Source organism: Hymenobacter rubidus (assembly GCF_016734815.1).
GTDB classification, from domain to species: Bacteria; Bacteroidota; Bacteroidia; order Cytophagales; family Hymenobacteraceae; genus Hymenobacter; species Hymenobacter rubidus.
This window is the reverse complement of sequence record NZ_JAERQF010000013.1, coordinates 73595-100312: the sequence shown is the minus strand read 5'-3', so window position 1 is coordinate 100312 and position 26718 is coordinate 73595. Positions and strand designations below refer to the sequence as shown.

Below are 26718 nucleotides of genomic sequence, written 5' to 3'. Positions count from 1 at the left end.
AGGCCGGCCTTTCTACTTTCAATACCAATAAAACTACTGGCGCTCTACCTTCTGGGCGGTGCTGGCCGTGATGGGCGAGGAAATACGGTTGGCCTCCTTGGTGCTGCTGTAGGCGGGGCACTTCTGGCGGTTGCAGGCGCCGAGGGTAAGGGCGGCACCGGCGGCGGCGAGCAATACGAACTTTTTCATAATTTATATTAAAACGGGTGAGGGATGACGCGCTGAGCTTCAAAGATAAGCAGCCAACGCTATATTTTGTGAAAAATTCCTAACGCCGAAATTGAATTATTCGTATCCGAGGATGCGCATCATGCTGCTGGCTTCCTGTTGCGGCGCAAAAACGGTATCGGTGAGGGTACCATCGGCGGCGCGGTCGAGGATTACGTGCTGCGGGGCGGGAATGAGGCAGTGCTTGATGCCGCCGTAGCCGCTGAGGCTCTCTTGGTAGGCGCCGGTGTGGAAGAAACCCACGTAGAGCGGCTGCTCGTCCTGCGGCTTGCGCTCGGGCAGGAACACCTGGTAGATGTGCTTCTCGGCGTTGTAGTAGTCCTGCGAGTCGCAGGTGAGGCCGCCGAGCTGGAGGCGCTTGTAGGATTTGTTCCAGCCGTTGACCGCCAACAGGATAAAGCGCTGATTCAGAGCCCAGGTGTCGGGCAGGTTGGTGATGAACGAGCCGTCAATCATGTACCAGAGCTCCTTGTCGTTCTGCAGCTTTTCGTCGAGAATGCTGTAGATGATGGCGCCGCTTTCGCCCACCGTGAAGATACCGAACTCGGTGAAAATGTTGGGCTCGGGCACACCTTCTTCCTTGCAGATGCGCTGGATGGTGCGCAAAATTTCGGCCACCATGTAGGGGTAGTCGTACTCGGGCTGGATGCTGGTTTGGATGGGGAAGCCGCCGCCGATGTCGATGGTGGTGAGGGTGGGGCATACCTTGCGCAGCTCGCAGTACTTGTGCACGAAGCGGCTCAGCTCCGACCAGTAATAGGACGTGTCCTTGATGCCGGTGTTGATGAAGTAGTGCAGCATGGTGAGCGTGAAGCGCGGGTCGTCCTTGATGCGCTGCTCGTAAAGCGGAATCACGTCGGCGTAGCGCACGCCCAGGCGCGAGGTGTAGAACTGGAAGCGCGGCTCCTCGTCGGAGGCCAGGCGCATGCCCATGTTCACGTTTTCGCGCACGTGGTCGTGGTAGTACTCGATTTCGTTGGGCGAATCGATGATGGGCATGCAGTTCACAAACCCGTCGTTGATGAGGTCGGCAATTTCCTTTTTGTAAGCCTCGGGCTTGAAGCCGTTGCAGATGATGTGCTTCTGCTTGTCGACCTTGCCCTGAGCGTGCAGGTTGCGGATGATGCTGATGTCGAACCACGACGACGTTTCGAGGTGGATGTCGTTTTTCAGGGCCTCTTCGAGCACAAAACGGAAGTGCGACGACTTGGTGCAGTAGGCGTAAGAATACGAACCGGTGTAGCCGGTTTTCTCAATGCCTTCGGCAAACCACTTCTTGGCCCGCTGAATCTGGGAGCTGATTTTGGGCAGGTAGGTGAGGCGGAGCGGAGTGCCGTACTTCTCCACCAGCGCCATGAGGTCGATGTCGTGGAATTGCAACTCGTGGTCCTGCACGGTGAAATCGGCCGTGGGAAAGTCGAAGGTTTGGGAAATGAGGTCGTGGTACGTATCCATTCGGAATTTTTGAATGCAGCGGGAAATATCCGACCTTTACGGCGGGCGGGACAAAAGTACCGCCGGGGTCAGGATAATGACCGGGAACCGTTGGTTGTTCTCCCGCTATCCGGCCCCGCATCGTGACGATGGAATAATAAGCGACTTGGCTACGGCAGATTCTTCTGCCGCAAGGCAGCGCAATTCGAATGATTAGTGATAAATGGTTAATGATTAATTGTCGGGCTACCGAAAAATTAATCACTAATCATTAACCATTAATAACTAAGAAAGCGATGCCGCCATCCTGCTATCCCAAATTCCCACCCTCCGATGAAACGCATCAAATTACTGGAAGTCCGCTCCGAGCTCGGGGCCGGCACCCGGGGCTCCGGCATGGGCATCGACGCCCTGCGCGTGGCCTGCTTGAATAAAGGCTCCGACTATTTCCGCCGGTTCAACTCCGTGGTCGTACCCGATTTGAACCACGTGCTGTTCGACAAAACGCCGTTCCCGTTCGCCAAGCACATCGACGCCATTTACACCGTGCAGAAGGGCATTGCCGCCACCGTGGAGCAGACGCTGCGCTTCGGCGAGTTCCCATTGGTGCTGGCCGGCGACCACAGCAGCGCCAACGCCACCATTGCCGGCATCAAGGCCGCCTATCCCACCAAAACGCTGGGCGTCATCTGGATTGATGCCCACGCCGACATCCACTCGCCCTACACCACGCCCAGCGGCAACGTGCACGGCATGCCCCTGGCCGCCTCGCTGGGCGTCGATAACCTCAAGCACCAGCGCAACATTCCCGACGCCGAAACGGAGTTTTTCTGGCGCCGCCTGCAAAACCTGGGCGAGCCCGGCCCCAAGCTCAAGCCCGAACACTTGGTGTACGTGGTGGTGCGCGACACCGAGGAGGAGGAAGATGCCCTCATCGAAGAGCTGGGCATCAAGTGGATAAAGCTGCCCGAAATCAAGGCCAAAGGCTCGCGCCAGCTCACCCGCGAGATTTACGAGCACCTGCGCTTCTGCGACCTGGTCTACATTTCCTTCGACGTGGATAGTCTCGATTCCAGCTTTAGCATCGGCACGGGCACGCCCGTGGAAGATGGCCTCTACCTCTCCGAAGCCGAAAACCTCTGCCAGGACCTGCTGGAAAACGACCGGGTGGTGTGCTTCGAAATGGTCGAAATCAACCCCACGCTGGACAACGGCAATACGATGGCCAAGAACGCCTTCAACATCCTGGAAAAAGCTACCGAGGCCATTGAGCGCCGGCTGCGGCTGGAGGAAGTGGTGAGTAGGTAGGGGAGTCGTCGGTCTGGAACAGGCCGTCCTGCTGAGCGTAGTCGAAGCAGGACGGTTAAGACCGAATTATTAAATAGCTTCGCCGCCTCACCCCTCACGCATGCTGCAAAATGAGTAAACCAATCAATAATTCGGTCTTCTACGTCGAATTTCCGGCCACTGATTTGGCCGCGACGAAACGATTCTACGCCCAGGCTTTCGGGTGGTCATTCGAGGATTACGGGCCCGATTACGTGGCCTTTGAGGACGGGCAGCTATCGGGTGGGTTTTACCGCGCCGAAAGCGTGCCGCCCAGCAGCCCCCTGGTAGTGCTCTGGGCCGATGCGTTGGAGGCATCGCAAGCCGCAGTAGAAGCGGCCGGCGGCGGCATCAGCAAACCCATCTTCTCTTTCCCGGGCGGCCGGCGGTTTCATTTCACCGACCCGAATGGCAACGAGTTATCCGTTTGCGGCGAAGCGTAAGGCACCAACTGCGACCCGGCCCCCAAGCCCGCCGCCTAAGCCGTCAAAGAAACAAAAGGCCCCGCCAGCTACTGGCGGGGCTTTTTTGGTGTGGTTTCGTTAAGCCTACTAATTTGCGAAAAATTAGCAGGCTATAAATTCTACCATTTTCTTGAACGTGTGCCTCAGATGCACACAGCAATCTGAGCCATTGCCTCTACTTTCACCACTCCCTTACCATGCGCCCCGTCGTGTTGCGCTGTTGCCATGAAGTCCCTCGTTCTCCTGCTTGCTTTGTGCGTCGCTCAGCGGGGCCATGCCCAGGGCACGGCCTTGACCGGAACGGTTACGGAAACAGCATCCACGCACGGGTTTCCCGCAGCCACGCTGCTCTTCAAACAGGGGGATGCGACCGTTACGGGCGCGGGCACGGACAGTGACGGCCACTTTCGCGTGGCCTCGATTGGCCCCGGTACCTACGACGTCGAAATTCAGGCTCTCGGCTTCCGCGCCCGAACGGTTCGCGGCGTGGTCGTCACCGCCGCTTCTCTACCGCTCGTGCTGGACTTTCCCGGCCCCTGCACCTTTCGCTATTCGGGGAATCAGCGCCCGGCTTGTGTTGGTGGGCACACGGACCACCTGTTGCCAATTGTGTATGGCTTGCCGGGTAAAAAGGCCATGGCACGGGCCAAAGCCGGGAAAATCTACTTGGGCGGCTGCCAACTAACCGGCTGCGACCCCCGCTACTACTGCCCACTCCATCAGAAAGAGTTGTAAGCCACTGTCGCCATCGCGAAGCAAAACGCTCTTTTCAGTAGACTACTAATCTAAAGAGCTGACTGAATTTATTAAAGGGCAGAAACAGGCCTTAACAAGTAGGTCCGAGTTTAAGAAACTCGTCTACTAATCAAAGTTTAGGAAATGCTGTACGAGCATGAGTTTCCTGAACTTCATTCGTGCAAATCACAAAGCTCCGCCAGACACTGACGGGGCTTTGTGCTGCTTATAAGTTTCGGTGGGTTATTCGGCCGGCGGGGGCGTGAGGCCGTGGCGGCCAGCGCGCAGCGCAGTTTCGCTGCCGTTTCGTTTGGCTCTCCTCTCCTTTTCGGAGAAGGGCAGGCGGTGAGGCGAACCGTTCAACGAAGCGGTAAAGATGCTTCGACTACGCTCCGCATGACCGTTTGTCGGCACGTACCTTTGCCCCGTGCAACAGTTAGAATCCTCCCTCAAAACCGCCCTGCAAACCGCCGCTCAGGTAGTTTTTGGCCTTGAAATCCCCGCCGCCAGCCTCACGCTCCAGCCCACGCGCAAGGAGTTTGCCGGCAGCTTCACCCTCGTCACGTTCCCACTCACCAAGGCCTTTGGCAAAGGCCCCGAGCAAATCGGCCAAGCCCTGGGCGAGTGGCTGAAAGCCCACGAGCCCCGCGTGAGCGGCTACAACGTGGTGAAAGGCTTCCTGAACCTCGAAATTGCCGATGCCGAGTGGTTGGCCGTGTTTGAGCAGCTGCGCGCTCAGCCTGCCACCGCGCCCGTAGGCACCGACGGCGGTCCGCAAAACGTAGTAGTCGAGTACTCCTCGCCCAACACCAACAAGCCTCTGCACCTGGGCCACTTGCGCAACAATTTTCTGGGCTACTCGGTGGCCGAGATTCTGAAAGCCACCGGCGCCACTGTCACCAAAGCCAACCTGGTGAACGACCGTGGCATCCACATCTGCAAGTCGATGATTGCCTACCAGCACTTCGGCCACGGCGAAACCCCCGAGCAGGCCGGGATGAAGGGCGACCACCTCGCCGGCAAGTATTACGTGCTGTTTGAGAAGCACTACCGCGAAGAAATCAGGCAGCTCGAAGCCGAGGGCGTTACCCCCGACATCGCCAAGAAAAGCGCCCCCCTCATGACCGAGGCCCAGCAGATGCTGCAAGCCTGGGAAGCCGGCGAGCCCGCCGTAAAAGCCCTCTGGAGCCAAATGAACGGCTGGGTGTACGAAGGATTCGACGAGACTTATAAAAACATCGGCGTCGATTTCGACCAGTATTACTACGAGTCCGAAACCTACCTCCTGGGCAAGGAGCGGGTAGAAGAGGGTCTCGAAAAAGGTGTGTTCTTCAAGAAAGAAAACGGTTCCGTCTGGGTCGATTTGCAGGCCGAGGGGCTCGACGAAAAGCTCCTGCTCCGCGCCGACGGCACCAGCGTCTACATCACCCAGGACCTGGGCACGGCCGAGCTGAAATACCAGGATTTCGGCTACGACAGCAGCATCTACGTCATCGCCGACGAGCAGAACTACCACATGCAGGTGCTGCAAGCCACGCTCAAAAAGCTGGGCAAACCCTACGCCGACGCCATCCATCACCTCAGCTACGGCATGGTGGATTTGCCCTCCGGCAAGATGAAATCGCGCGAAGGCACCGTAGTCGATGCCGACGAGCTGGTGCGCGACGTAGTGGCCGCCGCCAAAGCCGCCACTCTGGAAAAGGGCAAAACCGAAGGCCTCAGCGATGAAGAGCTGGAAGAACTGTACCACATGCTGGGCCTGGGCGCGCTGAAGTATTACCTGCTGAAAGTAGACCCCAAGAAACGTATGCTCTTCAACCCCGAAGAGTCAGTGAGCCTGGAAGGTGATACCGGTCCTTTTATTCAGTATTCGTACACCCGAACCGCTTCCATTGGTCGCAAAGCCGCTGAAATGGGCATTGATACCACCGGCGAGCTGGGCGATATCTCAGCCTTGCAGTCTTCGGAAACCGAGCTCATTCAGGAATTGGCCCGTTACTCGGGGGTAGTGGCTACCGCAGCCCGTACGCTTTCGCCGGCTGTTGTTGCGCAGTATTGCTACGAACTGGCCAGAGCCTACAACCGCATGTTTGTGCAGGTGCCCTTTTTCGGCGAGACTGATGAGGCCAAGCGTCGCTTGCGTCTAGCGCTGTCAGCCCGCGTCGGCGAGCAGATTAAGGCCTCGCTCGGCCTGCTGGGCATTCAGGTGCCCGAGCGCATGTAGCGTGGACTCTGCGAGTCCGCGCCGGAACCGCGCCATTTCACTCCCACCACGCGCGGACTCGCAGAGTCCACGCTACGTTCAAACATGAAAAGCATTGCTGTTTACTGCGGTTCCAGCGCCGGAACCAACCCGAATTTTATCCTCCAGGCGCAGGCCCTGGCCAAAGCCATGGTGGCCCAAAACCTCACGCTGGTGTACGGTGGCGGCCGCGTGGGCCTCATGGGCACCATCGCCGATGCGGTGCTGGCGCTGGGCGGCCAGGTAGTGGGCGTAATTCCTGATTTTCTGGATGCCAAGGAGCTGGCCCACGAAGGCTGCACGGAGCTGCACGTCGTGAAGTCGATGCACGAGCGCAAGCTGATGATGGCCGACCGCGCCGATGGTTTCATTGCCATGCCCGGCGGGTATGGTACACTCGAAGAACTATTTGAGGTCCTGACCTGGGGCCAGCTCGGCCTGCACCAAAAGCCCGTGGCCCTGCTGAACGTGGACGGCTACTACGACCTGCTCCTGCAAGCCCTCGACCGCATGCGCGACGACCAGCTGCTGCGCGCCGAAAACCGCGCCCAACTCCTGCAATCGGCCGACCCGGAAGAACTGCTGGCGAAGATGGCCGCCTACCAGCCGGTGCAGCTGGAGAAGTGGCTGACACTGCCGACTACCTGAATCAGCGCGCATATTCTGCGCACAGCTGAACGAGTAGGGGCGGGGCCTGCCCCTACAAACCAACTACCCATGAACACAACGGAACAGGAAGAGCGGGAATACCTCGAAGAAATCAAGGAGCAGCTGGCGGTGGCCGTGCGGCGGGTAGATGATGCCGTGCGGCAGTTTTCCAGCGAGCTGCGGGAGAAAAAGGAGTACATCCACGAGCATCAGTCGGGCATGGATGATGCCGACATGGTGGCCGCCGGCCAGTCCATCGACCGCATGGCCTACACCGGCGCCGGCGCCGTGGCCCGCAAGCGCAAGCTCATCAAGCTGGCGCAGTCGCCCTACTTCGGCCGCATCGACTTCACCACTCCAAAAGGCGGCACCATGCCGGTGTACATCGGTGTGCATTCGTTCGTGGACGAGCGGCAGCGGCGCGGCCTCATCTACGATTGGCGGGCGCCCATCTCGTCCATGTTCTATGATTATGAGCTGGGCGAAGCGTCGTACAACACGCCCTCCGGCCCCATTCACGGCCGCATTGACCTGAAACGGCAGTACAAAATCCAGGATGGCCGCCTGGAATTCATGATTGAAAACGGCGTGAACATCCACGACGAGGTGCTGCAGCGCGAGCTGGCCAAATCCTCGGACGATAAGATGAAAAACATCGTGGCCACCATTCAGCGCGACCAAAACGCGGTGATTCGCAACGAGGAGGCCACGGTGATGGTGATTCAGGGGGTGGCCGGCTCGGGCAAAACCTCCATCGCCCTGCACCGCATTGCGTTTCTGCTCTACCGCTACCGCGACACTATTTCGGCCAAGGATATCCTCATCATTTCGCCCAACAAAGTTTTTGCCGACTACATCTCGAACGTGCTGCCCGAGCTGGGCGAAGAGCACATTCCGGAGACCGTGATGGAAGAGCTGGCCGCCGACTTGCTGGGCCAACAGTTTCATTTTCAAACGTTTTTCGAGCAGGTATCGGCCTTGGTGGAGCACCACAACCCGAAGTTCATCGAGCGCATTCAGTTCAAGTCCTCATTTGAATTCCTGAGCCAGCTCAACAAGTACCTGCTGCACGTCGAGAACAACTACTTCGCCGCGAGCGAACTGCGGGTGGGCCGGACGGTGGTGCCGCGCCAGTTGCTGCTTGATAAGTTCAAAGGCTACCACCGCGTGCCGCTGCTCAAGCGTTTCCCGCTGGTGAGCGACGATGTGCGCGCCTACGTGCGCACCGCCGCCAACCGCAAGCTGACCAATGGGGAGAAAAGCACGATAGGGGAGGCCTTGACGCGCATGTTCCGCTTCAACAATGTGCTGGATTTCTACCGCGACTTCTACCGCTGGCTGGGCCGCCCCGAGCTGTTCCGCTACGAACATGGCCAGCCGCTGGAATACGCCGACGTTTTTGCCCTGATTTATCTGCGCATCCGGCTGGAAGGCATTTCGGCCTACGACCACGTGAAGCACTTGCTGGTGGACGAGATGCAGGACTATACCCCCGTGCAGTACGCCGTGCTATCGCGGGTGTTCAATTGCCGGAAAACCATTCTCGGCGACGTCAGCCAGACGGTGAACCCCTACAGCGCTTCGTCGGCCGAAACCATTGAGCGCGTCTTCCCGCAGGCCGACGTGGTGCGGCTGAACCGCAGCTACCGCTCCACGATGGAAATCACCGCCTTCGCGCAGCGCATCACGCCCAACCCCGACATCATCCCGCTGGAGCGGCACGGCGCGGAGCCGGCCCTCGTGCGCTGCCCCGGCCCCGATGAGGAGCTGGCGACACTGAAGCAGCTGGTCGCGGCCTTTAAAGCCTCCGGCAGCAACTCGCTGGGCATCATCTGCAAAACGCACCGGCAGGCCGAGCAGGTACAACAGGCGCTGGAAGGCCAGGGCGTGCAGCTGCTCACCGAAGATTCCACGCATTTCAAGGAGGGAGTCATTCTCACTACGGCGCACCTGGCGAAGGGGCTGGAATTTGATGAGGTCGTCGTGCCATTCGTTTCGGTCCCCAACTACCGGACGGCGGTGGACAAGAGCCTGTTGTACGTGGCCTGCACCCGCGCCATGCACCGCCTCACGCTCACGTATGCGGGGGAATTGATGGCGTTTTTAACCGTCTGAGGTAGAGACGCATAATTGTGTTTCGTCGTTTGCGCCGTTCGGGAATCGTCCAAACGATTCCGTTCAATGACGAGATGCAATTATGCGTCTCTACCTCAGACGGCCCCGCCACCTAAATAACCCACCAGGTCAAGGTCCGAAACCCTGCCGGGCTTCGTATGGTTAGGCTTACAACCGCGCAATCCATTACCTTCAACCCATGAAAAAATCCCTTCTCCTCACGCTGGCCACCGCCGCCACGGCCGTGGTTTTCATCGCCGCCAAACCCGCCAGTTCTCCCGCCATGACCACGCCCGCCGAAACCGAAAAAGCCGCGCCCTCCGTGTATGATTTCACCGTGAAATCCATCGATGGCAAGGACGTGAAGCTGAGCCAGTACAAAGGCAAAAAGCTGCTCATCGTGAACACCGCCTCGAAGTGCGGCTTCACCCCGCAGTACAAGGAGCTGGAGGAGCTGTCGAAGAAATACGGCAATAAGGTGGTGGTTCTGGGTTTTCCATCGAACAGCTTCAATCAGGAGCTGGCCTCGAATGCCGAAGTGGCCACGTTCTGCGAGAAAAACTACGGCGTGACTTTCCCGCTGTTCGAAACCGTGGCCGTGAAAGGTGCCGACGCTGCCCCGCTCTACAAATACCTGTCGGACAAAACCAAAAACGGCGCCGTATCGGACGCGCCAAGCTGGAATTTCTGCAAATACCTGGTCGATGAGAAAGGCCACGTCGTGAAATTTTACAACTCCAAAGTGACGCCGCTGAGCCCCGAGCTGGTGGCGGATATCACGAAGTAATTCTTGCTTGGTCTGGTTTGTTCAGCACGTCATGCTGAGCGAAGCCGAAGCATCTCTCCCGCGCAACTAATTTCGTCGTTGCAACGAAGCGGGAGAGATGCTTCGGCTTCGCTCAGCATGACGTGCTGTTTTGTTGTTTGATTTTCCCTTTGCCCATGTCTCCCTGGATATCCGCCTTCCGCCCCCGCACGCTGCCGCTGGCCCTGGCCAGCATTCTCACCGGTGCGTTTCTCGCTGCTGCCGCCGGCCAGTTCGACGGCCTGATTGTGGGCCTGGCCGCCCTCACCACCGTTCTGCTCCAGATTCTCAGTAACTTGGCCAACGACTATGGCGACTCCCAAAACGGTGCCGACAGCGTGCACCGCGAGGGCCCGCAGCGCGCCGTGCAGAGCGGCGCCATCACGCCCGCCCAGATGAAGCGCGGCATGTGGATTTGCGGCCTGCTGGCGCTGGGCAGCGGCCTGGCGCTGCTGTGGGTGGCGCTGGGCGCAGCGGCGGGGCTGGGCTTGTTCCTGGGGTTTCTGGCGCTGGGGCTGGCCGCCATCTGGGCGGCGGTGAACTACACGGCGGGCTCGAATCCCTACGGTTACGCCGGGCTGGGCGATATTTCGGTGTTCCTGTTTTTCGGTATTGTGGGCGTGTGCGGCACCTACTTTTTGCAGGCCCGCAGCCTGCCGCTGCCCGTGCTGCTGCCCGCTGCGGCGCTCGGCTGCTTCGCCACGGCCGTGCTGAACGTTAATAATATCCGGGACATCAAGTCCGATGTGCTGGCCGGTAAAATCACCATTCCGGTGCGGCTGGGGCCGCTGCATGCGCGGCGCTACCACTGGCTGCTGCTGGTGCTGGGGGTAGGCTGCGCTACGGTGTTTGTGGCCCTCACGTACCATTCGCCTTGGCAGTGGCTGTTTGCGCTGGCCGTTCCGCTCTTCGTGTTCAACGCCCTGCAGGTGTGGCAGCGGCAGGAATCGATGCAGATTGACCCGCTGCTCAAGCAAATGGCGCTGAGCACGTTGGTGTTCACGGTGCTGTTTGGCGTGGGGCAGGTGCTGGGGTAACGATATAATTACTTGGTTTTGTTGCTTGATACAGCAATATGAAAAATTTTGCAGAGGAAATAGCCTACTGGTATTTCAGGTTAAACGGGTTCTTTCTGATAGAAAATTATGTTTCTCACCATTCAGAAAATCTGTCAGGCACTGGTCAAAGAACAAATCATGCCGATAATGACCTGCTTGGAATAAGGCCGAGTAATGTTAAAGAAGGAGTTGGAATTAGAAGTAACTCTGATTTATGCGAACGACTGGAGCAATTATTAAACGGAAGCAACTGTACATTAATAGGAATTATTTGCGAGGTCAAAGGGGCTGAAAATTGGGCTGGACAAATTAGTGGCAGCAGATTGCCGAGTTGTGTGAGGCGGCTAGGAATTATTGCTGATGATATTCTCCGCGAATGTGAATTGGCTCTAGGAGAAACTCATTTATTTAATTTCAATGGTGTCGGCCTGTATAAAATATTTGCGGGTATGGCATCCAGTACGCCCCCTGATGGTTGGTTCCCAATCACAATTGAACAGATGCTAGCATTTGTAGAGACTAGGCTAGCAAACTATGATGAAAAAACAAGGGCGTGGAACCACTACGATTCGCCACTGATGCAATATTTGCTGTATCGACACCGGCAAAATAGTAGATAGGCATTAGTGCAAAAAAGCCCCACTGCTTTGGCAGCGGGGCTTTTGACTTTAGCGCTTATTCGGCAGCAGGAGCGGGGCTTGTGGCCGTCGGAGCCTCCTTACCACCCTCCGGCCGGGGCCCGCGCTTGCGGTTGCGGCCGCCGCGGCTGCGGCGGCGCTCGCCGTCGGCGCGGGGCTCGCGGGCTTCACCTTCGGGCCGCGGTTCGCGGGGCGGGCGGGCCTCGCCTTCGGGCCGTGGGGCGCGGGGCTCACGCGGGGGCCGGGCTTCGCCTTCGGGACGTGAGGTGCGCTCGGGGCGGGGGCCCCGGTCGCGGCGCTCTTCGCCTTCGGGGCGGGGCGGGCGCTGGTAGGGCACGCTGGGGGCGTGGCCGGCATCGAGGGCGGCCAGCGCGTTTTTGGCAGCGGCGAGGCGCTCCAGGTGCTTGGGGTCTTTGGGGTCGGGAGCGTCGCGGCGGGGCTTGCCGCCGTCGCGGCCACCATCGCGGCCGCCGCCACCGCTGCCTTCGCGGCGCGGGCCACGGTCACTGCCTTCGGGGCGCGGGCCGCGGTCGCGGCCGCCGCCACCACCGCCGTGGCCACCACGAGCCGGGCGGCCGCCGATTTTACCACCCAGGCCAGCAAAGCGCTTGGGGTCAAACTCGGGCGCTTCGCCCAAGCCGAGCTCTTCGGTGATTTTCTGCTTCTCAATTTCGCGCTCGATGAGCCGCTCAATTTTGATTACCCGGTCCTGGTCCTGGTCCGAGATAAAGGTGATGGCGGTGCCCTTGGTGGCGGCGCGCGCCGTGCGGCCGATGCGGTGCACGTAGTCCTCGGCGGCGCGGGGAATATCGTAGTTCACCACGTGGCTCAGCGAGTCGATGTCGATGCCGCGGCTGAGCACGTCGGTGGCCACCAGGATGGGAAACTGCTTGTTTTTGAAGGCGCGCATGATTTCCTCGCGCTCTTCCTGGGTGCGGTCGGAGCTGATGCCGCGGGCTTCGATGCCGAGCTTGTTCACCGCTTTCACGATGCCACCCACGGCCGCTTTCTGGCTGGTGAAAAGCACCATGCTCTGCACATCCTGGGTTTTGATGAGGTGCTCGAGGATGTAGATTTTCTGGCGGTCGTACGCCATGTAAAACTGCTGGTCGATGCCGGCGGCGGGCTTGGATACGGCCAGCCGAATTTCGTCGGGGTTATGCAGAATCTGCTGCGAGAACTCCCGGATTTTGCTCGGCATGGTGGCCGAAAACAGCAGTGTCTGGCGCTCCTTGGGCAGCTGGCGCACGATGTTGAAGATGTCATCTGAGAAGCCCATGTCCATCATCTTGTCGGCCTCGTCGAGCACCAGGTACTTAATTTGGTCGAACTTCACGTAGCCCATTTGCAGGTGCGCGATGAGGCGGCCGGGCGTGGCGATGATGATGTCGGCCCCGCTCGTGAGGGCGCGCTTCTGCTGCTCCCAGTTTTCGGATTTGCCGCCGCCGTAGATGGCTATCGAGCTGGCTTCCACGTAGTAACCGAAGCCCATCACCTGCTCGTCAATCTGAGTGGCCAGCTCGCGCGTGGGCACCAGAATGAGGGTGGTGGTGTGGCCGTGCTTGGCGTGCGAAATCTTGTCGAGCAGCGGCAGGAGGTAGGCGGCGGTTTTGCCGGTGCCGGTTTGGGCGCAGGCAATCAGGTCTTTCCCTTCGATGATTTTGGGGATGGCCTGCTCTTGAATGGGGGTGGCCTGCTGGTAGTTCATGGCGTCGATGCCAGCGAGCAGGTCGTCGTGGAGGTTGAATTCGTGAAACGTCAAGGTTCAGCTAATTGAAATGGGTAAATGGCTGACCGTGATGCCTGGGCCAGCAAACCGCTTGATTTGAGGTAAAGATACGGCGGGCGGCGGTTGAGGCGACAACGGGCGGAACTGCGCAAAGAGAACGTCATGCAGAGCGAAGCATCTTGCCCGCCACCACTAATCCTACCGATTGGTTTACTTGCTGCGGGCAAGATGCTTCGCTGCGCTCTGCATGACGTTCTTTGGGCGTCCTGTCCGCTAACCCATCAACCCGCCCATGCCCGCCCTCGACCGTTTCTCCACCCAGGCCGCCGACTACGCCCGCTACCGCATTGCTTATCCCGCCGAGCTCTATGCCTGGCTGCTGCCGCAAGTGCCCAGCTGCGAGCGCGCCTGGGACTGCGCCACCGGCAACGGCCAGGTGGCGGCCGTGCTGGCCGATTCGTTCGTGCGGGTGGATGCCACCGACCTCAGCGAAAACCAGCTGGCCCAAGCGCCGCCGCGCCCCAATATCCACTACCAGCGCGCCACGGCCGAGCACACACCCTTCCCCGACCAGCGCTTCGACCTCATCACCGTGGCCCAGGCCGTGCACTGGTTCGACAGCGCGGCCTACCACCGCGAGGTGCGCCGCGTGGCCCGGCCCGGCGCGGTACTGGCCGAGTGGGGCTACCAGCTGTGCCGCCTCGAAACCCCCGAGTTGAACCAGGTGCTCGATGCGTTTCACGACGTCACCTCCGGCCCGTATTGGGATGCCAACCGCCGCCACATTGAGAACGAGTACGCCAACCTGCCCTTTCCGTTTGCCGATGTGCAGCACGCCCGCTTCGCCGTGGTAAAGCACTGGACGGTGGATGACATGCTGAACTATCTGCGCACCTGGTCGGCCACGGCCAACTACGCCCGGCAGCACGCCGGGGCCGACATGGTGGCCCTGGTAGCCGATGAGTTGCGGCGGCTGTGGGGCCCGCAGGCGCGCCCGGCTACATTCCCCGTTTTTGCCCGGGCCGGCCGGGTAGACTAAACGGCCGGCCGCCGCGTTGACCCGCCGAACCAAGCGTTTTCGATGACTATTCTGGCTACTCAATTGCGCGCCGTGGGCTTGTTCTACCGCAGCGTGGCGCCGTTGATGGGGGGCATTTCGGGGCTGATTTTGCTGGCGGTGCTGCTGCCAGCCATAGTCGAGGGCAGGAGCGGGGGCGTGATGCCCGCGCTGCTGCTCACCAAGCTGGCCACCGCGCCGGTGGTGTGGTACCTGTCGGAGCAATGGCGGCCGGGGCAGTACTGGTTTTATTTCAACCTGCACCTATCGCGGCGGCGGCTGTGGGCCGGTGTGGTGGCGCTGGATGGCGGGCTGTTTCTGGGGGGCGCCTGGCTTGTGCGGGCGGTGCTGGCATGAGCAGCGCGCGGCAGCAGTTGGCCGGCCCGCAGGTGCTGGAGGCCGACGGTATTCGCATCGGGTTTGGCGAGCGGCAGGTGCTGGGCAGCATCTACCTACGGGTGCAGACGGGCCAAATTGTGGGCCTGCTGGGCCGCAACGGCAGCGGCAAGTCGGTGCTGCTCCAAGCCATTTTCGGAGCCCGTGCCGTGCCCGATGCCTCGGTGCGGGTGAATGGCCAACGCGTGGTGCCCGCCTTCCGGCAGCCGGGCCTGCTGAACTACCTGCCGCAGGAGCCGCTGCTACCGCCCTCGCTGACGCTGGCCCGGGCCGCCAAGCTGCTGGGGGTTGATATTGGAGCTGCCACGGCCCGCTTCCCGGAGCTGCGGCCGCAGTTTGGGCGGCGTTTGGGCGAGTTGTCGGGTGGGTCGGCGCGGCTGGTGCAGGCGCTGCTGCTGTTGCACGCCGACACCGCATTTTCGCTGTTTGATGAGCCGTTTTCGGGCGTGATGCCGGTACACGTCGAAACCCTGGCCGAGGAGATGCAGCGCCTCAAGCAGCGCAAGGGCCTGCTCATCACCGACCACCGCTACGCTGAGGTGCTGCCCATCTGCGACGTGGTGTACCTGCTGCACCAGGGCCGCCTGCTGACGCTGGAAGGCGACGTGCGTGAGCAGCTGCGCGACTACGGCTACCTGGCGAGCTGACGCAAATCTTCGCGTTGGCGCGTAGCTTGCCGGCTTTCCATTTTGCTTGGTATGCCTTCTTCACTGCCCTTCGCCCACCTCCGCATCCTCGAGCTGGCTTCTGTGCTGGCTGGCCCGCAGGTGGGGCAGTTTTTTGCCGAGCTGGGGGCCGAAGTTCTAAAAATTGAAAGCCCAGCCGGCGACGTCACCCGTACCTGGAAAACCAGCGCCGAAAACGCCGCCGCACCAGCCGCTACGGCCGCCGGAGAGGCGGCGGTTTCGGCCTATTTCGCGGCCTCCAACTGGGGCAAAAAGTCCCTCGTGCTCGACCTGACTACCGCCGCCGGCCAAGCTGCGTTGCACCGCCTGGCTGCCCAGGCCGATATCATCCTCGCCAGCTACAAGCCCGGCGACGCCGAGAAGCTGCGCGCCGACTACGCCACGCTTTCTCAGGAAAGCCCGCGCCTTGTCTACGGCCACCTCACTGGCTACGGCCCCGACAATGCCCGCGCCGGCTACGATGCCGTGCTGCAGGCCGAAGCCGGCTTTATGTATCTCAATGCCGCGGGCCCCGGCCAACCGCCCCAGAAAATGCCCGTGGCCATGGTCGATTTGCTGGCCGCGCACCAGCTGAAGGAAGGCCTGCTCACGGCCCTGTTGCAGCGCGAGCGCACCGGGCGCGGCGCGCTGGTGCAGGTAAGTTTGCTCGATAGCGCGCTGGCCTCCCTCGCCAACCAGGCCGCTAGCTACCTCGTTACGGGCCACGACCCGCAGCCGCTGGGCTCGGGCCACCCCAGCATTGTGCCCTACGGCACCGTGTACCGCGCGGCCAATGGCCGCCAGCTGGTGCTGGCCGTGGGCTCCGATGGCCAGTTCCGGCAGCTGTGCGCGGCCCTGGGCCGGCCCGAATGGGCAATTGATGCGCGCTTTGCCACCAATACGGCCCGCGTGGCGCACCGCGCCGAGCTGGAGGCGCTGCTCACGCAGCAGATTGCCACCTTGGATGGCGACGCGCTGCTCGCCGAGCTGGAGCGCCGGGCCGTGCCGGCCGGGGCCGTGCGCTCGGTGGGGGAGGCACTGAGCCAGCCGGCGGCCGCGGGCATGCTGCTCCCGGGCCGGGATGGCGGGCGGGCCGGCCTGCGCACGGTGGCGTTTCGCAGCCCGGCGTGGGCGGTGGCGGCCGGGCTGAGTGCGCCGCCGGCGCTGGGTGCTGGGGCGAGGGAGGCAAGGCCCACCGAATAAGAAAAGCTCGGCCAGCTCTGCAACTATGCGCCCGCTTGCTTTCGTACCTACCAAGAGCAGCCGTGGAATCGGGGCAGCAGTTGCCGTGGTTGCTTTTCATTCCGCCTCCCACTCTGCGGGGCGCCATTTCCTTCTCGTATGGCCAAGTCACCCACCACAAAAAACGCGGAGCCGGAGCTATTTGCTCCATCCGAAACGCCCGCCGGTGCTGCTGAGCAGCTGGTAACGCCCGTCCCGCCCAAAAAACGGGGCGCCAAAGCCCGCAAGGCCGACGCCGACCGCCTCCCGGATAAGAAGCCCGCGGCCCCCGACACCAGCCACAGCGGGGCCACGGCCACCAACGACCATCCCACCGCCGAAGCCGGCTCGCCGGTAGAAGCTCCGCCCGACCGGCTCGACCAGATTTTTGAAGGCCTCAAACAAAAATCCACCGCCAAGCAGGCCATTTACCGCAACACCCAGGCCGCATTCGATTGCCTGCGGCTGGTGTCGCAGGAGTTGGTGGTGGAGCTTACGCGCCGCCTCACGCCCCTCGATTCGAGCGTGGTGATTGAGTACCGCTCCATCAACGACATGGAGTTTCACATTCGCTTTTCGGGCGATTTGCTGGTGTTCGTCATGCACTCCAACATCGTCACCTTCCCCGACGAGTACGGCCCCATGCCCAGCAAGTACGTGGAGGCGGATTTTCGCCGCCGCTTCTTTGGCCACATCATGGCCTATAACTTCATGGCCGACAGCATCAAATACCAGCGCCTGAACGACCCCGGTTACCTGGTGGGCCGTCTGCTGGTCAACATCGAAAACCACTACTTCCTCGAGGGGGTGCAGCAGCTGGAGCTCCCCGACAACGACATGTCCGACAACATCATTACGCCCAATGCCATGCGCCTTTTCGTGGAAAGCGCCATGATTGCGGCCGTCAATAACGACCTCATTGCCCCGCTGCTCCCCGAAATTCAGAAAATCAGCGTCAAGCAAAAGCTCGAAAATCAGCAAGTCAGCCGCGGCAGCAAGGTTGGCTTCAGCTTCTCGGCGCAGCAGCAGCAAACCTTTTAGTTTTTGCACGGCGTGAAAAGAGGGACAGAAGCTTGACGGAGCCGTTCAAACTTCTGTCCCTCTTTTCACGCTGTGCAAAAACTACCGTCCGTAGCCCACCTTCTGGCGCACTTTGGCCAGCACGCCGGCGCCGTATTCCTGCGCGCGCCTGGCCCCAATGGCGAGCTTGGCGTCCAGCTCCGGCAGGTTTGCCAGATAGAAGTCGAACAGCTCCCGCTCGGTGGCAAAGCGGCGCAGAATCAGCTCGTACAGCTCCTTTTTGGCGTGTCCGTAGCCGTAGCCGCCGGCTTCGTAGTGCTGGCGCATGGTGGCCGTCTCGGCGGGCGTAGCCAGCAGCGAATACAGCTTGAAGGTGACGTCCGTATCCGGGTTTTTGGGTGCTTCCAGCGGTGTGCTGTCCGAAATAATGCTTTTTACGGCTTTCAGCAACTCCTTTTCGGGGGCGAATACGTCGATGATGTTGCCGTAGCTCTTGCTCATCTTGGCCCCGTCGGTGCCGGGAATGGTCATGAGTTCGGCATCGACGCGGGCCTGGGGCGGCACCAGCGTGTCGCCGTAGCGGGTATTGAAGGCCTGGGCGATGTCGCGGGCTATTTCGAGGTGCTGAATCTGGTCTTTGCCCACTGGCACGATGTCGGCGTCGTAGAGCAGGATGTCGGCCGCCATCAGCACGGGGTAGGTGAAGAGGCCGGCGTTCACGTCCGACAGCTTGTCGCTTTTATCCTTGAAGCTGTGCGCATTGGCCAGCATCGGGTAGGGCGTGAAGCAGCTCAGGTACCACGTCAGCTCGGTGACCTGCGGCACGTCGGACTGCCGGTAGAACAGGTTTTTTTCGGTGTCGAAGCCGCAGGCCAGCCACGCGGCGGCCACGGCGTAGGTGTTGGCACGCAGCAGCGCGGGGTCGCGCACGGTGGTGAGCGAGTGCAGGTCGGCGATGAAATACAGCGTGTCGTTGGCCGGATTTTTCGACAGCTCGATGGCCGGGAGGATGGCGCCGAGCAGGTTGCCCAGGTGCGGGCGGCCGGTGCTTTGGATGCCGGTAAGAATGCGGGACATGCAGAGAGTTTAGTTGCCAGTTGCCAGTTGTCAGTTGTTCGTGTAGCTGGTTGAATTACCGCGAGCAATGATGACTGCCAACCAAATTAAGGGGTTAAGCGCACGCCTTGGTTGTAAGCATGCACGACGGCCGCGAGCTGAGCCCGGCTCACGGCGTTGGTAGCAAATTGCCGTTGCAGCACCGGGTCGGCCGGAAAGAGCGCCGCCACAAAGGTGCCGGGCGCTAATTTTTGGTCGAACCCCGGCGTGCGGCCGGGACTATACGCAAAGTACGTGCTGGTTCCGGGCTTGCGCAGCACCGGCAGCTTCACGTGCGCCTTAAAATTGGGCCCCATCTCGACCTGATAATAGTAAAAGTAGAGCTCGACCGAACCGGTTTCCAGGATTTCGAGCCAAGCCGGGTCCTTGGATTCGGCATCGGTGCCACTGAGCAGCCGGAAGTCATTCGCTCGTACAAAACGGTGGGTATCAATGGTGAAAACCGGCAGCTCGGGGCTGCGAAACGTGCGCTCGCGGCCGTTTTTGCTGCCCACCACCGTGGCGGGGCTGCCGCCTTCGGCCAGCACCAGCTTCAGCTGGGCGCTGCCTTTGCTGCCGTTGGCCAATTCGTAGGTGCCGGGGGCAAAGGCAAATTGCGCCTGCGCAATGCCGGGCCCCACAGCCATTCCGGCTACTACTAAAAAAAATCGAACGCTCATGGGGCCAGAACCCCATTGCCCGCGTGCGAATTCACACACTCACGTTTTCGGCGGCTTCCACTTGCAACTCGCTGGTTTCTTCCTGTCCCAAGTACTTGTCAATCAGAAAGTGGGCCAGGTAAAGCACGGGCGTCAGCAAAACAGCCGCCGCAAATTTGTACCAGTAATTGGTGTTGGCCACCGCGATAACCTGGTCGAAAGTCCAGTTGCCGAACAGGTAAAACGCCACGTAAAGCACCACGAACGAGTCGACCAATTGCGAAATCAGCGTAGAGCCCGTGGCGCGGAGCCACACCAAGCGCCCGCCCGTGGCCCGGCGAATGGCTGCAAAAATGGTGGCATCGAGCACCTGCCCCACCGCAAACGCCACAATGGAGCCCGTGATGATGCCCAGGCCCTGCCGGAAAATACTCTGGTAGGCAAAATCGATGTTGAACGGCCGGCCCAGGTTATCGGTCTTGTTCACGTCAAGCCAAAAATCGGCTGGGGGTAGCTTAGTGGTGAGGTAGATAACGCCAAAAGCAAACAGAATGAGCACCACCGTGAGGTAGCTGATGCGCAGCACGCCCTCCTTGCCAAAATACTCGTTGATGATGTCCGTGGTCACAAACACCACCGGCCAGATGAGCACACCCGCCGTGAGGCTGCCGGGCAGTCCCATCAACTTATCCGCCGAAAAAATCTTGACGCCAATGATTTCGGCCAGCAGCGCGTTAACCAGAAAAATACCGCTGAGAACGAGGTAGAGCTGTTGTTTTTTGCTGGCGAAGGTGTTCATGAAAAAATGGGTTACCAAGGTACGCTGTCATCCTGAGCGCAGCGAGGGACCTATTACTACGTCAAGCCGACTTGGTTTCTATCTCGACAAGGGCGTTTGCCGTGCTCAGGATGAGAGGAGGGGAACGATGGGGTTTGGTTATTACAAGCTCACCACCAAGCCCTCAGTGGCCAGCTCGGCGGTAGGAAATACGGCCTGCGCTTCGCTCAACAGCGGGTCCAGGGCCTTGTAGCGGCTGGAGAAGTGGCCCAGCAAGAGCCGTTTCACGTCGGCATCGTGCGCTAGTTGGGCGGCCTGGCGGGCGGTGCTGTGGTGGGTTTGGGCGGCGCGGTCGCGCAGTTCTTCCAGGAAAGTGGCCTCGTGGTACAGCAAGTCGGCGCCGTGGATGAGGCTGGCGAGGCCTGGCGTGTAGAGGGTGTCGGAGAAGAAGGCGTAGCGGCGGGGCGGCGGGGCCGGAACCGATACATCGGCGTGGCGCACGGCGGGCGTCTGGTCGTCGGCTTCGAGGTCTTCGCCCTGGGCCAGGCGGGCTAGCTGCGCGGGCGAGAGGCCGGGGGGCAGCTTTTCCTTCAGCAGGTTGGCGCGGCGCGGCTTTTCGGCAAACAGGTAGCCGGCGCACGGAATGCGGTGGCGCATGGGCAACGACGCCACCGTTACGTTCTCGTCTTCATACACCGCGGCGTGCGCTTCCGTATCGACAACTACAAAGGTCATGGCAAACCCGAGCTGCATGCTCGAAACCCGCGCCTGGGTCACCAGTACCTCATCGAGGCCCGGCGGGCCAATGATGCACAGCGGCTGGGTGCGGCCTTGCAAGTGCATGGTGCCCAACAGCCCAAACAGCCCAAAATAATGGTCGCCGTGCAGGTGCGAAATGAAAATGGCCCGCATGTGATGAGGCCGCACGCGGTACTCCAGCATCTGCCACTGCGTGCCTTCGCCGCAGTCAATGAGGTAGTTAGACGAGCCCACCGTGAGCACCTGCGCCGTGGGGTGGCGCCCGGCGGTGGGGGTGGCCGAGGCCGAGCCCAGAATTTTCAGCTCAAAAGTCACAAGTAGCTGTTCGCTATTAGCTGCTGGCTGTTAGCTTTTTTAAGGTGAAATAAAGGACAAGCCAAGCGCGGCGAAACGGCAAAATGAAATTGGCTGCCAACTGTTGCGCTCCTGAGAAGAAGGCTAACAGCTAACAGCCAATAGCTAGAAGCTAAAAAAACCTACTCTTTGTCCGTCAGGTCGCGCTCGATGGCGTGCAGAAACACGCGGTCGATGCCTTCTTCCACCGTGGGCAGAATGTGCAGCACCGATTCGAGCTTGCTGATGGTGATGAGTTTGAGGACGTGGTCTTGCAGGCCGGTGAGCACCAGCAGGCCACCGGTGGAATTGCACAGGCGGTTCGCAATGAGGATGGAGCTGAGGCCCGACGAATCGGTGTACTTCACGTTGGTGAGGTCCAGTATCAGGTTGTTAATGCCTTCAGCGTTCAGCTTCACGAACTCCGATTTGAGGTCGGGCGCGACAGTGGTATCGAGCTTCTTTTCCTCAATCGTGATGATGGTGTAGCTTTCTTTTTTATCAATCGTGTACTTCATACAGCGTAAGCGAGGAGGGTAAGGGAACGGCGAAGGTAAAGAAAAAACCCAAAATTTTGGGTGAAGCTGGTCAATGTTTTGCCGGCGTGTGCAGAGCGGCAGCGGGCGGCCCGGCAAAAGTGAGCGAAGCCCAGGTCGATTGCCAGTCGGCGCGGTCGCGGAGCTTGGCCGGGGCCGTGCTCATATCCACCGCAGCCAGCAGGTAGGGCCCCGGTCCGGACAAGCGTAACAAGATTCGCCCGTTTTGGTTGGCGCGGGTGGTGTAATGGGTGGTAGGCAAGCCGCTAGGCTGCCGCTGCCACACCTGCACGGCCGTCCCAAAGGCGGGCTTGCCGGCGCGCAGTACGCGCACAGTCAGGGCTTTGTCGGTGCCCAGCCGGTAGGGGTTTTGCTCGGGCACTAGCTCCAGCGGCAGGCCGTACACGCGGCGGCAGGCGCTGTCAGTGACCGGGGCAGTAGCGGCCGCTTCGCCCACCTGCACCAGCGTTTTGGCGCAGCGCCGGTAAGTTTCGCGGCCGGGTTTGTCCATCTCATCCCGCTCCTGGCGCAACTTCAGGGCGTAGTCGAGGCCTTCTTCGCGCAGGTAGGCGGTGAATTGCGCGGCGGGCAGCTCGATGAAGGAGTTGGTGGAGCGCAGCAGCACGACGTGGGTGCCCGGCTGCACGAAGGTGAAGGCTGTGCGGAAAGTGTCGGTTTCGGCCGGGCTGCTGGGGGTGAGGTTGGTGCTGTCGGTTGGCGTAGGGCCGTACCGCACCAGGCGCTGGATTTTGGTGGCCTTGGTGGTCCAGGGTTCGCCCTTAAAGTCGGCCCCAATGAAGGTGTGCACGTTCACCGTTTGGCCAGGATGGACGTGGAAAGACGGGGCTTCAAGCCAGAACTCGTGGGCGAGGGCGGTGGTAACCAAGGATATAAGCGCGGCTATGGCTAGTATCTTCTGCATATCCAGTTGGAATGGGGCTCAGCGAACCTGCGCGTCTCTTCTGCGTCCTCAGCGGTGATGTCGTTCAACGGAAGTTGCCGCAGAGGACGTAGAAGAGACGCGCAGGTTCGCTGAGCAACTACTGCCGTTCCAGCGCCAGCGCGTAGGCCCGGTCGTAGTGCACGCGCAGGTTTTTCCAGTCGAACAGCTCGGCGGAGCTTTCCACGGCGTTGCGCTGCATGATGCGGTCGCGGCGGTTGAGCTGCACGAATTGCCAGAGCATTTCGGTGAGCTCGTCGGCCGACTCGTCGAAGGATTTTTCCTGGCGGTGTACCACAAAAATGCCTTTCTGCTCGGGGTCCGGAATGGTTTCGAGCACGTAGTCGCCGAAGCCCGAGAGGTCGGAGGTGATGGCGGGCACGCCGCGGGCCACGCATTCGAGCGGGGTGTAGCCCCAGGGCTCGTAATAGCTCGGAAACACGCCCAGGTGGCAGCCGCGCACAAACTGCCCGTACTCCATGCCCAGCAGGGGCGAGGCCGGCGACACAAAATCGGGGTGGTACACCATTTTCACCCGGTCGTGCTTGTGGTTGAGCAGGTTGGCCTGGCGCATGAAGTTCAGGATGTCGTCGTCGGCATCGTTCGCCAGGTTGTGGGTGACGACGGGAGGCAGGGCGTTGGTTTTCCAGCTTTGCAGCTGGCGGCGGTAGCGCAGCTTCCAGTAGTCGTCCACCATGGCGCCCAGCTCGGGCAGCTTGTGGTCGGGACTGGAAGCGGCGGCGTAGAACAGCCGTTCGCCCACTTGCCGCTCAATGGCGAGGCAGGTTTCGTGCACTTCGTCCAGCATGGCGCGGCGCTCCAGCACCTGCGGGTTGATGCTGGTGAAGGGCCGCTTGGTGATGAAAAACATCACCACCTGGCCCTCCATGCCGCTCTGCTGGAGGCGGTAGTTGAGGCGGGCCAGGGCTTCGAGGGTCAGGTCGAAGCCTTTGTTGTGGTACTCGTAGCGGCCCGAGGTAAAGAAGTACAGCGTCTTGTCTAGGTCGAAGGCATACGACTGGAAGAAGTGCGCCATCACGAACTCGTGAATCTTGGCCTTGTACTGCTGGTGCAGGTTCTGGAACTCGTGCAGGGCCACGAAGCGCTCGATGTTGAGGCCGTTGGGCAGCACCGCGTCCGGAATCCGGTCCAGCAAGTAGATGCACTCGCGCACGGTCAGCTCGCTCACCGTCGTGAAGACGTGGCTGCCGTGGGCGGCGGCCCGTTCCATCTTCACCGCCGACTCGATGTTAAAATGCTTGGCCTCGTTTTCCCAGTTTACCCACATCAGGTGGTCGTAGAAAGCCGGGTCGTTCATGGCCAGGTAGCGGCCCAGCAGGGTGGCGTGGGTAGTGAAGAGCAGGTGCACAGGCACTTGCAGGCGGCGCAGTTCCGGGATGGACACGCCGGTCATCCACTCGTGAAAGTGGCCCAGCAGGCGCTGGCCCTCGGCCCGCTGGCTGGCCACATGCTGGAAGAAAACCGTGGTGAGGTGCCCGAAAGCAATGACTTGGTGCAGCAAATCGTCGTTGTCGGGCGAGGGAATACCGTGGCGCTGCCAGAGCTCGGCTTTGTGCCGGGGGAGTTCGTTGTAGGCCTGGAAAGGGTTGATGAGCACCACGCGCGGCCGGCCGGTGATGAGCCAGGTGCCAATCTGCACGTCGTAGCCCTGGGCCCGCATGATGCGCACGGCGGCCACAAACGGGTCGGCGCCGGTGTGCACCGTTAGCTCATCGAAGGGCTCAAACTCGCCCTGGGCCATGCTGGGGAAGTAGGGGCCCAGCAGGCAGTACCGGTCGCCCCAGGCGGGCACGGTGGCCGGCACTTTGCTCCGGATAACGGTGTAGATGCCCCCCACCTGGTTGCAGACCTCCCAGGCAACTTCCACCAGCAAGGCGTTGGGAAACAGGGCTTCGGGGACGTGGGGCAAGGACTGCATACGGGTGGGAAGAGAAGAGGCGAAGTTTGAACGCGGCGAAAGGTAAGCGCAGGGGGTGTTAAATACCACGGCCAGCGCCCTTTTTTCGGGCTTGTTTACGCAGAAGTGCCTTGGTCCGCCAAAACTTCGCCAGCACGTGGCTGTTAGCCTCGTCGAAACTAACGTGCCATTTCTCCCTCATGTCTGATACCACCAACGTCCTCACCCTCGAACACGAGATTCTGCCGGTGCTCGCGCAGCGCCGCAGCCCCCGCGCCTATTCGAGCAAACCAGTGCCCGCCGCAGTGGTGGAGCAGGTATTCACCGCCGCCTCATCCGCCGCGTCCTGCTTTGGCGAGCAGCCCTGGCGCTACATTCTGGGCAGCCAATCGACCAGCCCCGAAGCGTTCCAGAAAATTCTGGGCGGCCTGATGGAGTTCAACCAGGTGTGGGCCAAAAACGCCGGTGCGCTGGCCGTGGGCGTGGCCAAGCTGCACTTCTCGCACGACAACAATGCCAACGGCTGGGCCAAATACGACGTGGGCCAGGCCACTGCCACCCTCGCCATTGAGGCCACGGAGCTGGGCCTGCAAATCCACCAGATGGCCGGCTTCTCGCCCGACGCCCTGCGCGCCGCCTTCAACATCCCCGAAGGCTTCGAGCCCGTGGTGGTGTTCACGCTGGGCTACCCCGGCCCGGCTTCCGACCTGCCCGACCCGCTGCGCGAGCGCGAAGAGGCCCCGCGCACCCGCAAGCCGCTGGCCGAATTCCTGTTCGAAGGCGCATGGCCCACGCCCGCCGGCGAGCGCTACGACCAAGCAACGGTGTAGTGCAGCTAACGCGTAACGCATTAAACAGCAGAACGTCATGCTGAGCGCAGCCGAAGCATCTCTACGGCTTCGTTAGGCTCCCCTCTCCGCGGGAGAGGGGCCGGGGGTGAGGTTCCGCGTTAGGCGAAGCGGTAGAGATGCTTCGGCTGCGCTCAGCAGGACGTTCTTTTGCTCACTGCTCACTGCTCTAATGCAGGGCCCGCTTCTTGATGATGCCGCCTTGCGCATCGTCGATGCGGTATTGCACGATGAAGGCGCGCGGGTCAATTTCCTGCACGGCGGTGCGCAGGGCAGGCAATTCGAGGCGGGTGACGACGGTGAAGACGATGTCGCGCTCGAGGCCTTGCTCGCCCCGCTTGCCGTAGCCCGATTTGCCTTGGTACATGGTGACGCCGCGGCCCAGCTTTTCGGTGATGACCCGGCGAATGTCGTTGCTGTGCTCCGATACGATGGTGACGCCCGTGTACTGCTCGATGCCGTTGAGCACGAACTCCATGACGCGGGAAGCGGCGAAATAGGTGAGCATGGAATACAGCGCCGGCTCGGTGCCCAGCACCCACACGGCCACGCCGAAAATGACGACGTTGAGAATCAGAATCAAGTCGCTGACTTTGAGCAGCACCAAGTGCCGGCTCACGAGCAGGGCCGCAATTTCGGTGCCGTCGAGCACGGCCCCGCCGCGCATGGCCAGCCCAATGCCGGCGCCAATAAATACCCCGCCAAATACGGCGGTAAGCAGGCGGTCGGGGGTGATGTCGGGAAACGGCACAAAGGCCAGCACCAGCGCCAACCCGCCAATGCCAATGGCGCTGCGCACGGCAAACCGCCGGCCCATTTGGTTATAGCCCAGGGCAATAAAGGGCAGGTTGATAACCGGTATCAGCACCGATAGCGGCAGCCGGAAACCCGTGGCCAGCAGCATGGAAACCCCCGTAACGCCGCCGTCAATAAAATGGCTGGACAGCAGGAAAGCCTTCAGTCCAAAGGCCGCCGCAAACACCCCGGCGGTAATGAAAAACGCGTTCTGAACCTCGGAAGCAGGGCGGTTAATGGTTTTGGCAGGGGAAGGCATGTTAGGTATCGTCAGAG

The 26718-nt window shown here is 60.9% G+C and carries 26 protein-coding genes; 15 read left to right on the top strand and 11 right to left on the bottom strand.

Going from position 1 to position 26718, the window contains the following annotated elements; all coding sequences use genetic code 11:
* Positions 1 to 33 precede the first annotated feature (33 nt).
* Both JKL48_RS11325 and JKL48_RS11320 read right to left on the bottom strand, forming a co-directional pair.
* Positions 34 to 189: a hypothetical protein gene (locus JKL48_RS11325; protein ID WP_201982472.1), complete on the bottom strand. Its 156-nt coding sequence runs from the start codon at positions 187 to 189 to the stop codon at positions 34 to 36.
* A 96-nt stretch (positions 190 to 285) separates the two neighbouring features.
* Positions 286 to 1683 (bottom strand): type III PLP-dependent enzyme domain-containing protein, encoded by a 1398-nt coding sequence (locus JKL48_RS11320; protein WP_201982471.1) that lies wholly within the window; start codon positions 1681 to 1683, stop codon positions 286 to 288.
* Between the two features lie 312 nt (positions 1684 to 1995).
* Here JKL48_RS11320 and JKL48_RS11315 point away from each other — a divergent pair, with 312 nt between their 5' ends.
* From JKL48_RS11315 to JKL48_RS11275, 9 genes are all read left to right on the top strand, one after another.
* Positions 1996 to 2970 carry an arginase gene (locus tag JKL48_RS11315; RefSeq protein WP_201982469.1) on the top strand — a complete coding sequence of 325 codons (975 nt, stop codon included), beginning with the start codon at positions 1996 to 1998 and terminating at the stop codon, positions 2968 to 2970.
* 110 nt (positions 2971 to 3080) lie between these two features.
* Entirely contained in the window at positions 3081 to 3431 is a 351-nt protein-coding gene (locus JKL48_RS11310; protein WP_201982467.1) for a VOC family protein, read from the top strand.
* A gap of 246 nt (positions 3432 to 3677) precedes the next feature.
* Complete coding sequence (locus tag JKL48_RS11305) at positions 3678 to 4187, top strand: carboxypeptidase-like regulatory domain-containing protein (protein ID WP_201982465.1); 510 nt, start codon at positions 3678 to 3680, stop codon at positions 4185 to 4187.
* Positions 4188 to 4614: 427 nt separating this feature from the next.
* On the top strand, positions 4615 to 6411 hold the full coding sequence (argS, locus tag JKL48_RS11300; RefSeq protein ID WP_201982463.1) for an arginine--tRNA ligase: 1797 nt from the start codon (positions 4615 to 4617) through the stop codon (positions 6409 to 6411).
* An 84-nt stretch (positions 6412 to 6495) separates the two neighbouring features.
* Positions 6496 to 7077, top strand: coding sequence for an LOG family protein (locus JKL48_RS11295; protein ID WP_201982461.1), 582 nt, complete (start codon positions 6496 to 6498; stop codon positions 7075 to 7077).
* 69 nt (positions 7078 to 7146) lie between these two features.
* A complete protein-coding gene (locus JKL48_RS11290) occupies positions 7147 to 9192 on the top strand; it encodes a HelD family protein (RefSeq protein ID WP_201982460.1) in 2046 nt (681 codons plus the stop codon).
* Between the two features lie 199 nt (positions 9193 to 9391).
* Positions 9392 to 9979 carry a glutathione peroxidase gene (locus JKL48_RS11285; RefSeq protein ID WP_201982458.1) on the top strand — a complete coding sequence of 196 codons (588 nt, stop codon included), beginning with the start codon at positions 9392 to 9394 and terminating at the stop codon, positions 9977 to 9979.
* Positions 9980 to 10134: 155 nt separating this feature from the next.
* Positions 10135 to 11034: a 1,4-dihydroxy-2-naphthoate polyprenyltransferase gene (locus tag JKL48_RS11280; protein WP_201982457.1), complete on the top strand. Its 900-nt coding sequence runs from the start codon at positions 10135 to 10137 to the stop codon at positions 11032 to 11034.
* A 38-nt stretch (positions 11035 to 11072) separates the two neighbouring features.
* Positions 11073 to 11675 (top strand): hypothetical protein, encoded by a 603-nt coding sequence (locus JKL48_RS11275; RefSeq protein WP_201982456.1) that lies wholly within the window; start codon positions 11073 to 11075, stop codon positions 11673 to 11675.
* Between the two features lie 55 nt (positions 11676 to 11730).
* Here JKL48_RS11275 and JKL48_RS11270 read toward each other — a convergent pair whose 3' ends face one another.
* On the bottom strand, positions 11731 to 13455 hold the full coding sequence (locus JKL48_RS11270; RefSeq protein ID WP_317191925.1) for a DEAD/DEAH box helicase: 1725 nt from the start codon (positions 13453 to 13455) through the stop codon (positions 11731 to 11733).
* Positions 13456 to 13714: 259 nt separating this feature from the next.
* On the opposite strand from JKL48_RS11270, the gene JKL48_RS11265 reads away from it, so the two are divergent.
* The 5 genes from JKL48_RS11265 to JKL48_RS11245 all read left to right on the top strand — a co-directional run bounded on the left by JKL48_RS11265 (position 13715) and on the right by JKL48_RS11245 (position 17802).
* A complete protein-coding gene (locus tag JKL48_RS11265) occupies positions 13715 to 14461 on the top strand; it encodes a methyltransferase domain-containing protein (protein ID WP_201982454.1) in 747 nt (248 codons plus the stop codon).
* Between the two features lie 42 nt (positions 14462 to 14503).
* The gene (locus JKL48_RS11260; protein ID WP_201982452.1) at positions 14504 to 14836 is read left to right on the top strand and encodes a hypothetical protein; all 333 of its coding nucleotides are present in this window, start codon (positions 14504 to 14506) and stop codon (positions 14834 to 14836) included.
* Positions 14833 to 15522 (top strand): ATP-binding cassette domain-containing protein, encoded by a 690-nt coding sequence (locus tag JKL48_RS11255; protein WP_201982450.1) that lies wholly within the window; start codon positions 14833 to 14835, stop codon positions 15520 to 15522. Before JKL48_RS11260 ends, JKL48_RS11255 begins: the two co-directional genes overlap by 4 nt.
* Before the next feature lie 51 nt (positions 15523 to 15573).
* Complete coding sequence (locus tag JKL48_RS11250; protein ID WP_201982448.1) at positions 15574 to 16743, top strand: CaiB/BaiF CoA transferase family protein; 1170 nt, start codon at positions 15574 to 15576, stop codon at positions 16741 to 16743.
* Positions 16744 to 16881: 138 nt separating this feature from the next.
* Positions 16882 to 17802: a hypothetical protein gene (locus JKL48_RS11245; RefSeq protein WP_236668732.1), complete on the top strand. Its 921-nt coding sequence runs from the start codon at positions 16882 to 16884 to the stop codon at positions 17800 to 17802.
* 81 nt (positions 17803 to 17883) lie between these two features.
* Here the strand turns inward: JKL48_RS11245 and trpS are convergent, their stop codons facing one another.
* From trpS to JKL48_RS11210, 7 genes are all read right to left on the bottom strand, one after another.
* A complete protein-coding gene (gene trpS, locus JKL48_RS11240) occupies positions 17884 to 18858 on the bottom strand; it encodes a tryptophan--tRNA ligase (protein ID WP_201982447.1) in 975 nt (324 codons plus the stop codon).
* 86 nt (positions 18859 to 18944) lie between these two features.
* Positions 18945 to 19523 carry a hypothetical protein gene (locus JKL48_RS11235; RefSeq protein ID WP_201982446.1) on the bottom strand — a complete coding sequence of 193 codons (579 nt, stop codon included), beginning with the start codon at positions 19521 to 19523 and terminating at the stop codon, positions 18945 to 18947.
* Between the two features lie 64 nt (positions 19524 to 19587).
* The gene (locus JKL48_RS11230; RefSeq protein ID WP_201982445.1) at positions 19588 to 20334 is read right to left on the bottom strand and encodes a queuosine precursor transporter; all 747 of its coding nucleotides are present in this window, start codon (positions 20332 to 20334) and stop codon (positions 19588 to 19590) included.
* Between the two features lie 141 nt (positions 20335 to 20475).
* Complete coding sequence (locus tag JKL48_RS11225) at positions 20476 to 21387, bottom strand: ribonuclease Z (protein ID WP_201982444.1); 912 nt, start codon at positions 21385 to 21387, stop codon at positions 20476 to 20478.
* A gap of 161 nt (positions 21388 to 21548) precedes the next feature.
* The gene (locus JKL48_RS11220) at positions 21549 to 21923 is read right to left on the bottom strand and encodes an STAS domain-containing protein (protein ID WP_046246220.1); all 375 of its coding nucleotides are present in this window, start codon (positions 21921 to 21923) and stop codon (positions 21549 to 21551) included.
* A 70-nt stretch (positions 21924 to 21993) separates the two neighbouring features.
* Positions 21994 to 22863 (bottom strand): DUF4198 domain-containing protein, encoded by an 870-nt coding sequence (locus tag JKL48_RS11215; RefSeq protein WP_201982442.1) that lies wholly within the window; start codon positions 22861 to 22863, stop codon positions 21994 to 21996.
* Positions 22864 to 22981: 118 nt separating this feature from the next.
* Positions 22982 to 24820, bottom strand: coding sequence for a glycosyltransferase (locus tag JKL48_RS11210; RefSeq protein ID WP_201982440.1), 1839 nt, complete (start codon positions 24818 to 24820; stop codon positions 22982 to 22984).
* 179 nt (positions 24821 to 24999) lie between these two features.
* Between JKL48_RS11210 and JKL48_RS11205 the strand changes: the two genes are divergently transcribed.
* Entirely contained in the window at positions 25000 to 25629 is a 630-nt protein-coding gene (locus JKL48_RS11205) for a nitroreductase family protein (protein ID WP_201982439.1), read from the top strand.
* 187 nt (positions 25630 to 25816) lie between these two features.
* Here JKL48_RS11205 and JKL48_RS11200 read toward each other — a convergent pair whose 3' ends face one another.
* Positions 25817 to 26701, bottom strand: coding sequence for a YitT family protein (locus JKL48_RS11200; RefSeq protein ID WP_201982436.1), 885 nt, complete (start codon positions 26699 to 26701; stop codon positions 25817 to 25819).
* Positions 26702 to 26718: the final 17 nt, after the last annotated feature.